General features: G+C 70.1%; 11 protein-coding genes. 9 read left to right on the forward strand and 2 right to left on the reverse strand.

Annotation, left to right across the window (positions count from 1 at the left end; translation table 11 throughout):
• Positions 1-32: 32 nt before the first annotated feature.
• Positions 33-1,280: a mandelate racemase/muconate lactonizing enzyme family protein gene (locus tag IT184_12035; protein ID MCC7009535.1), complete on the reverse strand. Its 1,248-nt coding sequence runs from the start codon at positions 1,278-1,280 to the stop codon at positions 33-35.
• Between the two features lie 89 nt (positions 1,281-1,369).
• Here IT184_12035 and IT184_12040 point away from each other — a divergent pair, with 89 nt between their 5' ends.
• The 9 genes from IT184_12040 to IT184_12080 all read left to right on the forward strand — a co-directional run bounded on the left by IT184_12040 (position 1,370) and on the right by IT184_12080 (position 13,090).
• Positions 1,370-2,314: an alpha/beta hydrolase gene (locus IT184_12040; protein MCC7009536.1), complete on the forward strand. Its 945-nt coding sequence runs from the start codon at positions 1,370-1,372 to the stop codon at positions 2,312-2,314.
• Positions 2,315-2,451: 137 nt separating this feature from the next.
• A complete protein-coding gene (locus IT184_12045; protein MCC7009537.1) occupies positions 2,452-3,291 on the forward strand; it encodes a sulfite exporter TauE/SafE family protein in 840 nt (279 codons plus the stop codon).
• 533 nt (positions 3,292-3,824) lie between these two features.
• Positions 3,825-5,765: an acido-empty-quinoprotein group A gene (locus IT184_12050; GenBank protein MCC7009538.1), complete on the forward strand. Its 1,941-nt coding sequence runs from the start codon at positions 3,825-3,827 to the stop codon at positions 5,763-5,765.
• A gap of 35 nt (positions 5,766-5,800) precedes the next feature.
• Positions 5,801-6,691 carry a D-hexose-6-phosphate mutarotase gene (locus IT184_12055; GenBank protein ID MCC7009539.1) on the forward strand — a complete coding sequence of 297 codons (891 nt, stop codon included), beginning with the start codon at positions 5,801-5,803 and terminating at the stop codon, positions 6,689-6,691.
• Positions 6,692-6,753: 62 nt separating this feature from the next.
• Entirely contained in the window at positions 6,754-7,560 is an 807-nt protein-coding gene (locus tag IT184_12060) for a PIG-L family deacetylase (GenBank protein ID MCC7009540.1), read from the forward strand.
• 459 nt (positions 7,561-8,019) lie between these two features.
• A complete protein-coding gene (locus IT184_12065; GenBank protein ID MCC7009541.1) occupies positions 8,020-8,796 on the forward strand; it encodes a ThuA domain-containing protein in 777 nt (258 codons plus the stop codon).
• Positions 8,797-8,859: 63 nt separating this feature from the next.
• Positions 8,860-9,519: an ABC transporter ATP-binding protein gene (locus IT184_12070; GenBank protein MCC7009542.1), complete on the forward strand. Its 660-nt coding sequence runs from the start codon at positions 8,860-8,862 to the stop codon at positions 9,517-9,519.
• A complete protein-coding gene (locus IT184_12075) occupies positions 9,513-11,897 on the forward strand; it encodes an ABC transporter permease (GenBank protein MCC7009543.1) in 2,385 nt (794 codons plus the stop codon). The genes IT184_12070 and IT184_12075 overlap by 7 nt, the downstream gene beginning before the upstream one ends.
• A 2-nt stretch (positions 11,898-11,899) precedes the next feature.
• A complete protein-coding gene (locus tag IT184_12080; protein ID MCC7009544.1) occupies positions 11,900-13,090 on the forward strand; it encodes an HlyD family efflux transporter periplasmic adaptor subunit in 1,191 nt (396 codons plus the stop codon).
• A gap of 69 nt (positions 13,091-13,159) precedes the next feature.
• Here IT184_12080 and IT184_12085 read toward each other — a convergent pair whose 3' ends face one another.
• A complete protein-coding gene (locus IT184_12085; GenBank protein MCC7009545.1) occupies positions 13,160-13,450 on the reverse strand; it encodes a hypothetical protein in 291 nt (96 codons plus the stop codon).
• Positions 13,451-13,641 lie beyond the last annotated feature (191 nt).

A 13,641-nucleotide genomic window follows, 5' to 3' on the forward strand; every position in this document is an offset into this window, starting at 1 on the left:
CCCGGACCCCGGACCCGGCACCCCGGACCGCATTACCAATGCCCTAGCGATCCATCCGGCCTCGTGAAGATGTTGCGGCGGCCCGGCTCGGTGACCTCGCCAATCTGCGTGAGCTTGCTCATGTCTGGCGTGACGCCGAGGCCGGGCCGCTGGTTCGTGTAGGCCTTGCCCTGCCGGAAGTCGAGGCACTCGGGCAGATAGTCGATCGGGCGCCCGCCGTAGTTGTACTCGAGCATCACCGCCCCGGAGAACGTCGACAGGCAGTTGACGAGCGCGGCCGTGGCGATCGGGCCCGTGAAGTGCGGGACGATGCCGACGCCGTGCGTCTCGCAGATGGCGGCGATCTTCATCATCTCGGTGATGCCGCCGACGTTCGGCAGCGTCGCGCGGATGTAGTCGATGTCGTGGGCCTCGACGAGCTTGATGAAGTCCCAGCGCACGCCCCACTCCTCGCCGTGCGTGAGCGGCACCGACGTCATCTGCCGCAGCTTCGGGATGTCCATGAGCGCGTGCTCGTCGCGCACCGGATCCTCGACGAAGAACGGCTCGTACTCCTCGATCGCCTTGCAGGCCCGGAGCGCATCGTTCAGCTCGAAGCGCTGGTGGAAGTCGATGCACCAGTTGCCGTCCGGGCCCACGCCTTCGCGCACATCGCGGCACTCCTGCGCGATGCGCCGGACGATGGAGCGGGTGTCGTACACCGAGCCGATCGGCACGTCACCGGCGCCCATGCGAAAGGCGCGGTAGCCGGCCTCCATCGTCAAGCGTGCGCGGTCCGTGAGCGTCAGCGGTTTGCCGCCCTGCGTGGTCTGGCCCGTGACGGTGGTGCTGACCGTGGCGTAGCAGTCGCAGTGGTTGCGCGTCCGGCCGCCGAGCAGCTCGTGCACGGGCAGCGACAGCGCCTTGCCTTTGATGTCCCACAGCGCGAGGTCCATGGCGCCCATCGCGTGCGCTTTCTCGCGGCCCGGCGGGTAGAACCAGGCGATGTACATCTCCTGCCAGATCGCTTCGATCTGGAACGGGTTCTTGCCGATGAGCGTGCCGGCGCACTGCTCGAGCGTGTCCTTCGATCCGCCCTCGCCGTAGCCCGTGATGCCGATGTCGGTCTCGACCGCCACGAACATGTCACTCTGGTTGAAGAGCGGGTTCAGGTTCGGCGGCCGGTAGAGGCGCACGCGCGTGATCTTCGCCTTCGGCAGGTCGGCGCGGAGCGGCACGGCGCGCGCCACCGCGCACGCGGGAGCCGACGCGAGCACTCGCAGAAACGTACGTCGTTCCATTGGCGACTCCTCCTGGACGGGCCCCTATCGTAGATGGGCGCGCCGCGTCTGTCATCGACCTTGTCGAGATCGGATCTAGACTCGCACCGATGCCTCGACCGCTCACGACCCTGACGTTTGCGCTGCTGTGCCTCCCCGGACTGGTTGCCGCCCAGGTGTCCGACCCGGCGCCGCGAGGTCCGGTCGCCGCCAGCGGGCGTGGCGCTGGCTCGCCCGTCGAGCCGGTGACGATTCGGCTGTGGGAGCAACGCGCGCCCGGCGCGCTGGGAACGGACGAGGCCGACGTGCCGACGCTGACGTACTACGCGCCGCAAGGCCGCGGCGCCGGCACCGCCGTCGTCGTTGCGCCCGGCGGCGGCTACGGTGCGCTCGCGATGAACCACGAGGGGCGGCAGATCGCGAACTGGCTCAACGCGCAGGGCGTGGCGGCGTTCGTGCTCAGGTACCGATTGGGTCCGACGTATCGTCATCCCGTCGAGATCGGCGACGCACAGCGGGCGATCCGCCTGGTGCGGTCGCGCGCTGCGGAGCTCAACGTGCTGCCGGATCGCGTCGGGATGATGGGCTTCTCGGCTGGCGGCCATCTCACGTCGACGGCCGGCACGCACTTCGACGCGGGCGATCCGGCGTCGGCCGATCCGATCGAGCGCGTCAGCAGCCGGCCGGACTTCCTCGTGCTCGCCTATCCGGTGATCACCTCGTCCGGTCCGTACGTGCACGCCGGCTCGATGCGCAATCTGCTCGGCGAATCGCCGCCGGCTGCGCTCCTCGATCTGCTGTCGAACGACAGACAGGTGACGAAGGACACGCCGCCGGCGTTCCTGTTCCACACGAACGCCGACGCCGCCGTACCGGCGGAGAACAGCGTGCTGTTCTATCTCGCGCTGCGCAGGGCGGGCGTTCCGGCCGAGCTGCACGTCTTCGAGCCCGGTCCGCACGGCGTGGGCCTGGCGATGAGCGACCCGACGCTCGCCGGCTGGCCGCCGCTCCTGTCGCAGTGGCTCAGGCAGCACGGGTGGCTGACGAGGCCCTGACGCCCGACGATCAGCGGTGATCGAGGATGGCGTGCGACGTCCGTTCGCGCGTCCATGCCCATGCTCGCGCCGTCGGCGTGCGCGCGGCGCCACCGTTCCGCCAGACCGGCGGATGAAGTACGCTGAGCGGCTTCACGATGACCCTGGAACCGACGTCCATCGCGCTCGTGCTGCTGACGTTCGGCGCCGCGATCGTCAACGGCGCCCTCGGCTACGGCTTCTCGTCCATCACCGTTCCGGTCGCGCTGCTGTTCCTCACCAACCGCGTCCTGAACCCGGCGCTCGTGCTCATCGAGATCGCGCTGAACTCGTACGTGCTCTTCGTGAACCGCGACGCGCTGCCTGGCGTGTGGCGCCGGGTCACGCCGATCGTGATCGGCCTCGTGCCGGGCGTGGCCCTCGGCACCGTGATCGTCTCGTCCGTCAATCCGGGCTGGCTGAAGTTCTGGACCTTCGTCGTGCTGCTGCCGCTGATCCTCACGCAGGCCGCCGGGATCCGCCGGCCCATCAGGCGCGAGGGGAGCCTCGGCCTCGTGTTCGGCGGCGGCCTCGGCGTGTTGTACGCCGTGACGACGATCTCCGGCCCGCCGCTCGCGATTCTGCTCAACAACCAGGGCGTGGCCAAGCGCGAGTTCCGCGCCGCGCTGGGCTTCGTGCGGCTCGCCGAGTCGACCATGACCGGCGTCGCCTATCTCATCGCGGGCCTCTACTCCGTCGAGAGCCTCTCGCTCATCCCGCTCATCCTCCCGAGCATCGTGCTCGGCGTGCCGGTGGGCGCCGCGATCATCACGCGGATGTCGTCCGAGACGTTTCGGCGCATCTGCATGAGCTTCGACGCGTGGATCGTCGGGTTCGGCGTGTCGACGCTGCTCCAGCAGCTCGATCTCGTTTCCGGCCACCGGGCGTTCGCGGTGCTCGGCGCCGTGATCGCGATCGACATCTGGCTGCTCGTGCGGTTCTTCTCGCGGCCGCATTGACGGAGCGAGCTCCCGTGCTAGCCTGACCGCACGCCGATGTCCCGACCTGCGCGATTGCTCCCGGCTCTCGTCGTCGCGCTGTCGATGGCGGCGACCGCCGTGCTCGCCGGGCAGGTGCCGAAGCTGCCCGTGCCCACCGGGCCCCGGCCCAACGCGGGGCCGCCCGATCGACCGAACGTGGATCCGGCGGCCGCGGACCGCGGGCGCGCGCTGTACGGCGCCGAGTGCATCACGTGCCATGGATCGACGGCGCGCGGCACCGTCGCGGCGCCGAGCCTGATCCGATCGGGCGTCGTCCTCGCGGACCGGTACGGCACCACGCTCGGGCCCTTCTTCCAGCAGGGTCATACGATGCAGAGCGGCCGCTCGAGCGCGACGCTGACCGGGTCGCAGGTCCTCGATCTGATGCACTTCCTCCGTCAGCGCATCGACGACACGTTGCGCGGCTCGGTCGTCTTCGTGCCGGCCAACGTCGTGACCGGCAGCGCCGGCGCGGGGCACGCGTACTTCAATGGCAACGGCGGCTGCGCGGGATGCCACTCGCCGACGGGCGACCTCGCCGGCCTCGCGTCGCGACTCGGGACGCCCGTGGACATCCAGCAGCGGATGCTGTTTCCTACGCCGCGCCCGGCGCGCGACGGGCAGCCCGCGCGCGGCCAGACGACCGTCACGGTCACGCGGCCAGGCAGCGCGCCGGCCACGGGCGTGCTCGTGCAGGAAGACGATTTCTACGTCACGTGGCGCGAGGCGAGCCAGCTCGTGCGCGTCGCGCGCAAGGGCCCGGGCGTCAGCGTCGTGACGAACGATCCGCTGCAGGCGCATCACGATCTGCTCGATCGCATCACCGACGCGAACGTCCACGATCTCGTGGCCTACCTGGTGACGCTGAAGTGAGGAGCCTCCGCCGCCTCGTCGTCGTCGTGGCGTGCGCCGGCGTGGCGGCAGGCGTCGCCAGACCCGCGGCGCAGGACGGCGGCCTCGCGCAGGCGGCGATTCTCCGTCCCGCCTCCGACAGTTGGCCCACGTTCAACGGCGACTACTCGGGCCGCCGCTTCAGCCCCCTCGCGAAGGTGACGACGAGCAACGTCAAGGCGTTGAGCCTGGCCTGGCTGTACGCGCTGCCGGCCGGCGGCGGCGCGCCGGTCAAGTCCACGCCGCTGCTCATCGACGGCGTCCTCTACTTCTCGACGCCCGACCATGCCTACGCCGTCGACGCGCGCACCGGCCGTTCGCTCTGGCACTACGCCTGGCCCTCGCAGGGCGGGAACCACCTCGGCAATCGCGGGCTCGGCGCGCTCGGCACGACGCTCTACATGGAGACGCCCGACTGTCATCTCGTCGCGATCGACATGCGGACGGGCGCGAAGAAGTGGGATCGGGTCATCTGCGAGATGAACCGCTTCTACTACGCGTCGGCGGCGCCGGTCATCGTCCGCAACCAGGTCATCGTCGGCGTGAGCGGCGACGACATGGACAACCCCGGCTATCTGCAGGCGCACGATCCCGACAGCGGCGAGCTGAAGTGGCGGTGGTACGCCGTGCCGCAGAACGCCGGCGATCCAGGCGCCGACACGTGGCCCAACATCGAGACGGCGAAGCACGGCGGCGGCATGACGTGGCAGCCGGTGACGTACGATCCCGATCTGAACCTCATCTTCGTGACGACGGGCAATCCGCAGCCGGTGATCGCGCACGCGAATCGCGCGGGGTCGAATCTCTTCACCGGATCGATCGTCGCGCTCCAGGCCGACAGCGGCAGGATGGCGTGGTACTTCCAGTCGTCGCCGCACGACACGCACGACTGGGATTCGACGCAGACGGCCGTCGTGTTCGATGCGCCGGTGGACGGGCGGCCCCGCAAGCTCATCGCCCAGGCGGCCCGCAACGGACACTTCTTCCTGCTCGACCGCACCACCGGCCAGGCCATCCTCTCGACCGAGTTCGTGAAGACGAATTGGTCCACCGGTTACGACGCCAAGGGACAGCCCGTTCCCGACCCGGCGAAGATGCCGCAGATCGACGGGACGCTCGTGACGCCGAACCAGGGCGGCGCCACCAACTGGCAGTCTCCCGCGTTCAATCCGATCACCGGCCTCTTCTACGTCGCGGCAGCGCGAGCCTTCAGCGTCTACTACCTCTACGATCCGAGCGACAACCCGGCCGGCTGGGGCGGCACCGATCGCGGCGGCTGGTCGCAGCAGATGCTGCTCGCGCTCGACTACAGGACCGGCAAGCCGCGCTGGACGCACGCATGGAAGAGCGGTGGCCAGTCCGGGATCCTCACGACCGCCGGCAATCTCGTCTTCACGTCGGGATCCGGCGGGCTCGAGGCGCTCGACGCGACGACCGGCGAGCCGCTCTGGCATTCGCGCATCGGCACCATCACGAACGCGCCCATCACGTACGAGCTCGACGGCCTGCAATACGTCGTGGCGGCATCGGGCGGCACCGTGTTCACCTTCGTGCTGAACTGAACGTCCGCTCCGGCGCGCATCTCTGGAGTGACCGCGTGACGTCGAGCCCTTTCGCCAAGGTCGTGCCCGGTCGCGGCGGCCTCCCCCGGGTCGTCGTGGATTCGCCGGTCGCCTCGGGCGAGATGTACCTGCATGGCGGTCAGGTGACGTCGTGGGCGCCCGCGGCCTCCGGCGAGGTGCTCTTCGTGAGCGAACAGGCCCGTTGGGAAGACGGGCGCGCAATTCGCGGGGGCATTCCGATCTGCTTCCCCTGGTTCGGCGCGCACGCGACCGATGCGGCGGCGCCATCGCACGGCTTCGTTCGCACGAGCGCCTGGCAGCTCGAAGACATCGCCAGCGACGCGGGCGGCGTCACGGTGACGATGGCCACCGGGAGCACGGCCGAGACGAAGCGCCGGTGGCCGGCTGATTTTCGGCTGGTGGCACGCGCGGTCTTCGGCTCGATCTTCACGCTGGACCTCACCGTGACCAACACGGGGGCGGCGCCGTGTCGCTTCGAGGAAGCGCTGCACACCTACTACCGCGTGGGCCGGATTGACGCGGTCAGGGTTCGTGGTCTCGATCGGTTGACGTATCTCGATGCGCTCGATGCCGGCCGGCGCAAGCCGCAGCCTGGCGACGTCGTCTTCGACTCGGAGGTGGATCGGATCTACCTGGACGCTCACGGCGACGTCGACATCGTCGACGACGCGCTCGGCCGTGACCTTCGTGTCCGCGCCTCGGATTCGCGGACGACGGTCGTCTGGAACCCGTGGATCGAGAAGGCGCGACGGCTGGCCGACCTTGGCGACGCGGAGTGGCGGCAGTTCGTCTGCGTCGAGACGTGCAACGTGGCGCCGTTTCCCGTCGAGCTCTCTCCGGGTCGTCAGCACACGATGCGCCTCGTGATCGAAGCTGATCCCCGTCGGGGCATGCCTCTCGGCTGAAACTTCCGCACGGCTGACGGGTTCTTCTGCGCGGAGCGCATGACGACGCTCCAGGAGCCCACATGAACCTGCCCGTCCTTGTCGCCGCCGGCCTCGCCACAGCTCTTGGTCTCAACGCGCTCGCCCAGCAACAGCCCGCCTCCTCCCGTCCGCAGACGCTCGTGGCCGTCTTCGCGCATCCAGACGACGAGACGATGGCCGGCCCGCTGCTCGCGCACTACGGCCGGCAGGCCGGAACGGCCGTGCACCTCGTGATCGTCACGAACGGCGAGAAGGGCGTCATGCCGCACGCGGGCATTCCGGCCGGCGACGAGCTCGCCAAGGTGCGCATCGAAGAGGCGGAGTGCGCCGCGTCGGCGCTGGGAGCGCATCGGCCGATGCTGCTCGGGTTTCCGGACGGCGGCCTCACGCAGGCGCAGGCGCTCGCAACGATCGCCGGCCAGCTCGAGACGGCGCTCCGCGACCTCGCACCCGATGCCATCGTGACGTGGGGGCCCGACGGCGGGTACGGTCACGCCGATCACCGGATCGTCAGCGCCCTCGTCACGCAGATCGTGCAGACGGGCGCCGCGACGCCGAATCTGTACTACGCCGAGCTGCCGAAGAGCGGCCTGAACCCGGAGTTCCTGGCGTCGCTGCGGTTTCCCGCGCCCTTCAGGCCGGTCGACGATGGCTTCCTGAACGTGCGCGTGCCGTACACGGCCGAAGATCTGGCCGTGGCGCGCAGGGCGCTCGGCTGTCACGCGTCGCAGTTCACGGCGCAGACGATGGACACGCTGATGTCGCTGACGCAGCGAGTGAACAACGGCGTGCAGTACTTGCGCGCCTGGAACGGTGGCCCGGCCCGAAGCGATCTCTTCGGCCGGTAGATGTTGCGTTCGAGACGAGGCCGCGGTCGCCGAACGATGCCGGGCGATCTGCGTGCGGGTCAGCTCCCAGAGCTGCTCGTTCGAGCCAGATGGCGGAGCATGCGCTCGCGATGAGCGATCGCGACCGGCGTGAGGCGCGGCGGCCGCGACCCTGGCGTATGAGGTGCGCCGGTCAGCTCTTCCGTCGCAACCCCCACGGGACGTCGCTCGGCCCGCCGCTCCATCCGCTGGGCCCGGTACTCGGCGAGCACGACGACTGCGGCCGCACGACGTCGATCTTGCGATTCGGGGCTCATCACCCCGTCATTCTCCCGGCCTGGTGTGACAGGAGAGGTCAGGCCGGCCATCTGGGCGATTCCGGGGCACCGGCCGGCGGCGGCAGGGCCCGGACACACGAGCGCGCAGCCCGCGCCGCTTCCACGTATACTGGCCGCCTCACGTCATCTGGAGGCGAGACTCATGCGATTCCGAATTCTCGGCGCGGCGCTGCTGTTGGTGTGCGCGAGCGTTCCGCTCACGCTGTCCGCGCAGGCTCCGGCCGGTGCCGCGCGCGGACAGGGGCCAGCGGCTCCCGCCGGTCCCAAGAAGATCGTCATCGTCACCGGCGAGAACTCGTTCAACGGCCACGTCTGGAAGGAGACGTCCGCCGAGCTGAAGAGGCTTCTCGATGCCGGCGGGAAGTTCGCGCCGGCCGTCGTCGAGGCCGATCCCAACTTCATCGCCAGCGACACGTTCCTCACGTACGACGTCGCCGTGTTCGACTTCCGGAACGCCAAGCCGCTGCCGCAGGAAGAGAAGGCCGAAGCGAACCTGCTGCAGTTCCTGCGGCAGGGCAAGGGGCTCGTCACGATCCACTGGGCGAACGGCGCGTTTCCCTACTGGCCCGAGTACCTGAACATCGTCGGGCTCGCGCAGCAGAGCGTGCACGATCGGCGCGGCCCGTTCAAAGTGAAGATCGCCAATCCGAACCATCCGATCACGAAGGACATGCAGGACTTCGATACCGATGATGAGCTGTACTGGGATCACGCGGCGGGCAACCGCACGCGCGTGACGCTCGTCGTCTCGACGTCGAACATCCACTTCCAGGACTTCACGATGGCGCACACGCAGCAGTACCTCCAAGGCCGCGTGTTCAACACGAGCCTCGGCCACGACGTGAAGGCGCTGCAGTTTCCCGGTACGGCCGAGCTGATCCGGCGCGGCGCGGCCTGGGTCGGGAAAGTCTTGCAGTAGGCTGAGGGGGTGGCCGGCGCCACTCCCGTCTTCGAGACCCGTCACCTCACCAAGATCTACACGATGGGCGAGGTCGACGTCCCGGCGCTCCGGGACGTCGACCTCCGCCTCGACGAGGGGCAGCTCGTCGTCCTGCTCGGCCCCTCCGGATCGGGCAAATCCACGCTGCTCAACATCCTCGGCGGGCTCGACACCGCCACGTCCGGCACGGTGTGCTATCGGGGCCAGGATCTGACGACGGCCGACGAAGCGCGTCTGACGGCGTATCGCCGCGATCACGTCGGCTTCGTGTTCCAGTTCTACAACCTCATCCCGAGCCTCACCGCGCGCGAGAACGTGGCGCTCGTCACCGAGATCGTCGCGCATCCGATGCGGCCGGAAGAGGCGCTCGCGCTCGTGCACCTGGAGAACCGGCTCGATCACTTTCCTGCGCAGCTCTCTGGCGGTGAGCAGCAGCGGGTGGCGATCGCCAGAGCCATCGCGAAGCGTCCGGCCGCGCTGCTCTGCGACGAGCCGACCGGCGCGCTCGACCTGTCGACCGGCATCGTCGTGCTGGAGGCCATTGCCCGCGTCAACGCCGAGCTCGGCACGACGACGGTGCTGATCACGCACAACGTGTCGATCGCCAACATGGCCGACGTGGTGATCCGCCTGGCGGACGGCCGCGTCGCGTCCGTCGAGCGGCCCGCGCGCAAGTGCGCGCCGAGCGATCTGTCATGGTGAGCGCGCGCTGGCGGCTCTCGTCGCTCAACCGCAAGCTGCTCCGCGATCTGTGGGCGATGTGGGGGCAGGCGCTCGCCATCGGCCTCGTCGTCGCGGCCGGCGTTGCGATGTACGTGGCGTACCTGTCGAACTTCGAGTCGCTCGAGCGCACGCGCGATTCCTACTACGCCGAGCAGCGGTTCGCCGACGTCTTCGGCGCGGTCCATCGCGCGCCGGATCGGCTGCGCGATCGGATGCAGGCGCTGCCGGGAGTCACGGAGATCGAGACGCGCGTCGTCGCGGACGTCGTCATCGACGTTCCGGGCCTCGACGAGCCCGCGACCGGCCGTCTGATCTCGATCCCCACCTCCGGGCAGCCCGCGCTCAACCGGCTGTACCTGCGCGGCGGACGCTGGATCTCGCCAGGGCACGCCGACGAGGTGATCGCGAGCGAAGCTTTCGTGCTCGCGCACGGGTTCCATCCCGGCGATCGGGTCGGCGCCGTGATCAACGGCCGCCGGCGCGAGCTGACGATCGTCGGCCTCGCGTTGTCGCCGGAGTACGTCTACAGCATCAGGCCGGGCGACATCGTCCCCGACGCGCGGCGCTTCGGCGTGTTCTGGATGTCGCGAGAGGCGCTCGCCGCCGCATTCCAGATGGAAGCGAGCTTCAACGACGTCCTGCTGAGGCTGTCGAAGGACAGCGTGCCGCAGGAGGTCGTCGCCGGGCTCGACCGGCTGCTCGAGCCCTACGGGGCGCGCGGCGCGGTGCTCCGCGCCACGCAGATGTCCAACTGGGCGCTCGAGAACGAGCTGAACCAACTGCGGAGCTTCGGGTTCTTCGTGCCGTTCGTGTTCCTGCTCGTCGCGGCGTTCGTCCTCGACATCGCGCTCACGCGCGCGCTGTCGCTGCAGCGGCCGGTGCTGGCGGCGCTCAAGGCGCTCGGCTTCACGAACCGCGAGCTGGCCTGGCACTACCTCAAGTGGGCGATGGCGATCGCCGGTGCCGGCGGGGCCGCCGGCGTCGCGCTCGGCGCGTGGATGGGCTCGGCGATGATCGGGCTCTACAACCTCTACTTCAAGTTCCCCGAGCTGGCCTTCGGGCTCTCGCCGAGCGTCGTGCTCACCGCCGTCGGCATCGCGCTCGCCTCGGCGCTCGTCGGCGCCATCACGGCCGTGCGGCGGGCCGTTCGCATCCCGCCAGCCGAGGCCATGCGGCCCGAGCAGCCGGCGCGGTTCCGTCACAGCGAGCTCGAACGCCTCTGGGGATTCGCCGGCGCCGGCACGGCCATGCGCATGATCGTGCGCAACCTGACGCGGCATCCCACTCGCGCGCTGACGACGATCGTCGGCATCGGATTCGCCGCCGCGATCCTGCAGGTCGGGTTCAGCTTGACGGACGCGATGGACGCGCTGATGACGACGCAGTTCAGCGTGGCCGAGCGGCAGCACACGGCCGTGACCTTCACCGAGCCGGTGTCGGCCGAGGCCGTGCATGCGCTGACGCGGCTGCCCGGCGTCCTCGACGTCGAGCCGGTGCGCATCGTGCCGGCGCGCCTGCGATCCGGCCCGCGGGTGCGAACGCTCGCCATCACCGGTCTGCCGGCCGCGCCGGACCTGCGGCGCCCGCTCGATCGGGACGAGCACGTGGTGGAGCCTGCGCCTGGCGGGCTGGTGCTGTCGGCGGTGCTCGCGCGCGTGCTCGACGTCACGCCCGGCGACCGCGTGACGGTGGAGGTGCTCGAGGGCCGGCAGCCGACCTACGAGCTGCCGGTCGCGCGTCTGGTGGACGACATCTTCGGCATCTCCGCCTACATGGAGATCGGCGAGCTGCACCGGCTGATCGGCGAAGACGCGCTGCTGTCGGGCGCGTCGATGCTCGTCGACACTGCGAGGGAGGCCGACCTCTCCGGCGCGTTCAAGGCGCTGCCCGCCGTGGCCGGCGTGGCCTGGAAGCACGTCGTGCTCGACAACTTCCGCAAGGCGATGGCCGAGAACATGGGCGTCATGCTCACGTTCAACATCGGGTTCGCGTGCGTGATCGCGTTCGGCGTCGTCTACAACGCCGCGCGCGTGTCGCTGTCCGAGCGCAGCCGCGAGCTGGCGAGCCTGCGCGTGCTCGGCTTCACCCGTGCCGAGATCTCGGCGATCCTGCTCGGCGAGCTGGCGATCCTCACCGTGGCCGCCCTGCCGGCTGGCGCGTTGATCGGCCACGGGCTGACCACCTGGCTCGTCTCGACGTTCGAGAGCGAGATTTACCGGTTTCCGGTGACGCTGAGCGCGAGGGTCGTCGCGTGGTCGTCGCTGACCGTCATCGCGGCGTCGCTCGTCTCGGCGTTGCTCGTGCGGCGGCGGCTGGACCGGCTCGATCTCATCGGCGTCCTCAAGCTGCGGGAGTGACGATGGCCGGCTGGCTGAAGAACGGACGGGTGTGGTTGGGCGTGTTGCTCGTCGGCGGGCTGCTCGCCGTGGCGATGTGGCCGCGCGCGATTCCCGTCGAGATGACGCAGGCCACCGAAGGGCCGCTCGTCGTCACGCTCGACGAGGACGGCCGCACGCGCGTCCGCGATCGCTTCGTGCTGACCGCGCCGGTGGCCGGCGAGCTGCTCCGCGTCTCGCTGCGTCCCGGCGATCGCGTGGAGCGAGGGAAGACCACGCTCGCCGTGCTGCGCGCGGCGGCGCCGGTGCCGCTCGACGTGCGCACGCGCGCCGAGGCGGAGGCAGCCGTGCGCGCCGCCGAGGCAGCCGTGTCCCGTCTGACCGCGGAGCGTGCGCGGGCCGAGGCAGCGGTCGTGCCGCTCGCCGATCGCGTGCGCCGCAGCCTGGCGCTCGCCACGGCCGGCGCGCTGGCGTCCGAGGTGCTCGAGGCGCAGGCAGCGGAGCTGCGCGTCGCCGAGGAGGCCGTGAAGGCCGCCGAGTTCGCCGTCGCGCAGGCGCAGCAGGAGCTGAACGCGGCGCGTGCGCGGCTGGCCGTGCCGCCGCCGGGTGGCAGCGCACGCGAGTGGGTACTGGTCGCGCCTGTCAGCGGCACGGTGCTCGTGCGCCATCACGAGAGCCAGAGCGTCGTTCCGGCCGGCGAGCCCATCCTGGAGATCGGCGACGTCGGCCGTCTCGAGATCGTGGCGGACCTGCTCTCCGCGGATGCCATCAAAGTGCGGCCCGGTGCGGCAGTCGTCATCGATCAGTGGGGCGGCCAGGGGACGCTCGGCGGCCGCGTCGACCGCGTCGAGCCGTCGGGGTTCACGAAGCTGTCGGCGCTCGGCGTCGAGGAGCAGCGCGTGAACGTGATCATCGACTTCGACCGGAGCAGCGAGCAGGCGAAGCTCATCGGCGACAACTACCGCGTCGAGGTCCGCATCGTCATCTGGCAATCCGAGTCGGTGCTGCGCGTGCCTCCGGCCGCGCTCTTCCGCCGCGGCGCCGAGTGGGCGGTGTTCGCCGTGCAGGACGGCGTGGCGCGGGAACGCACCGTCGAGATCGGCGAACGCAACGCCGATCACGCGCAGGTGCTGGATGGCCTCGTCGAGGGCGACACCGTCGTCATCTACCCGCCCGACACGCTTGCCGACGGGATGACGGTCGTGCGCCGATGATCGTCGCGCGGCTGCGCCCGAGCGGCGAAGGCTGGTGACTGGCGGCGCGCGGCAGCGGCGCCGCAGACGTCAGCCCTGCGGGGCGTCGTGGTCGGTGTCCGGCCCGACGATGCCGCGGCTGAGACCGGCGGCGGCGAGCACCTCTGCGCAGAGATCCGCCTGCTCGGCCGCGACGAAGAAGGAGGCGCCGGTTCGTGGCAGGCCGAACAGCGTGCGCCCGAACGGCTCGGCGACGACGACGAAGTCGATGCCGCGGGCCGCGAGCGCTGCCTCGGCGCGCCGCGCTTCGCCGAGCTTCGGCGTCATGAAGATGCGCGCCAAATCGCGATCGTCGAAGTCGTCCGGATCCAGGCGCGCCATGCCGATGCCGATCCCCTCGGTCAGGTTCAGTTCAGCGAGCTGAGGTCGCTGACGACGTCGGCGATCTCGGCCGGCGTCAGCTTGCCCTCGTCGGAGGGCATGAGCGTTCTCAGGCGTTCGTCCGATGTGGCGGGCCGCGCTCTCATGCGACTCGAGCGGTTCCGCGGGAACGTCGCGCGCCCGCGACGGCA

This window comes from Acidobacteriota bacterium, from assembly GCA_020853395.1.
Classification (GTDB): Bacteria; Acidobacteriota; Vicinamibacteria; order Vicinamibacterales; family SCN-69-37; genus JADYYY01.

What these genes read in the sequence shown, in the direction of transcription:
- IT184_12035 (MCC7009535.1), bottom strand. Translation starts at nt 1,280, where the DNA reads ATGGAACGACGTACGTTTCTGCGAGTGCTCGCGTCGGCTCCCGCGTGC.
- IT184_12040 (MCC7009536.1), top strand. Translation starts at nt 1,370, where the DNA reads ATGCCTCGACCGCTCACGACCCTGACGTTTGCGCTGCTGTGCCTCCCC.
- IT184_12045 (MCC7009537.1), top strand. Translation starts at nt 2,452, where the DNA reads ATGACCCTGGAACCGACGTCCATCGCGCTCGTGCTGCTGACGTTCGGC.
- IT184_12050 (MCC7009538.1), top strand. Translation starts at nt 3,825, where the DNA reads ATGCCACTCGCCGACGGGCGACCTCGCCGGCCTCGCGTCGCGACTCGG.
- IT184_12060 (MCC7009540.1), top strand. Translation starts at nt 6,754, where the DNA reads ATGAACCTGCCCGTCCTTGTCGCCGCCGGCCTCGCCACAGCTCTTGGT.
- IT184_12065 (MCC7009541.1), top strand. Translation starts at nt 8,020, where the DNA reads ATGCGATTCCGAATTCTCGGCGCGGCGCTGCTGTTGGTGTGCGCGAGC.
- IT184_12070 (MCC7009542.1), top strand. Translation starts at nt 8,860, where the DNA reads ATGGGCGAGGTCGACGTCCCGGCGCTCCGGGACGTCGACCTCCGCCTC.
- IT184_12075 (MCC7009543.1), top strand. Translation starts at nt 9,513, where the DNA reads ATGGTGAGCGCGCGCTGGCGGCTCTCGTCGCTCAACCGCAAGCTGCTC.
- IT184_12080 (MCC7009544.1), top strand. Translation starts at nt 11,900, where the DNA reads ATGGCCGGCTGGCTGAAGAACGGACGGGTGTGGTTGGGCGTGTTGCTC.
- IT184_12085 (MCC7009545.1), bottom strand. Translation starts at nt 13,450, where the DNA reads ATGGCGCGCCTGGATCCGGACGACTTCGACGATCGCGATTTGGCGCGC.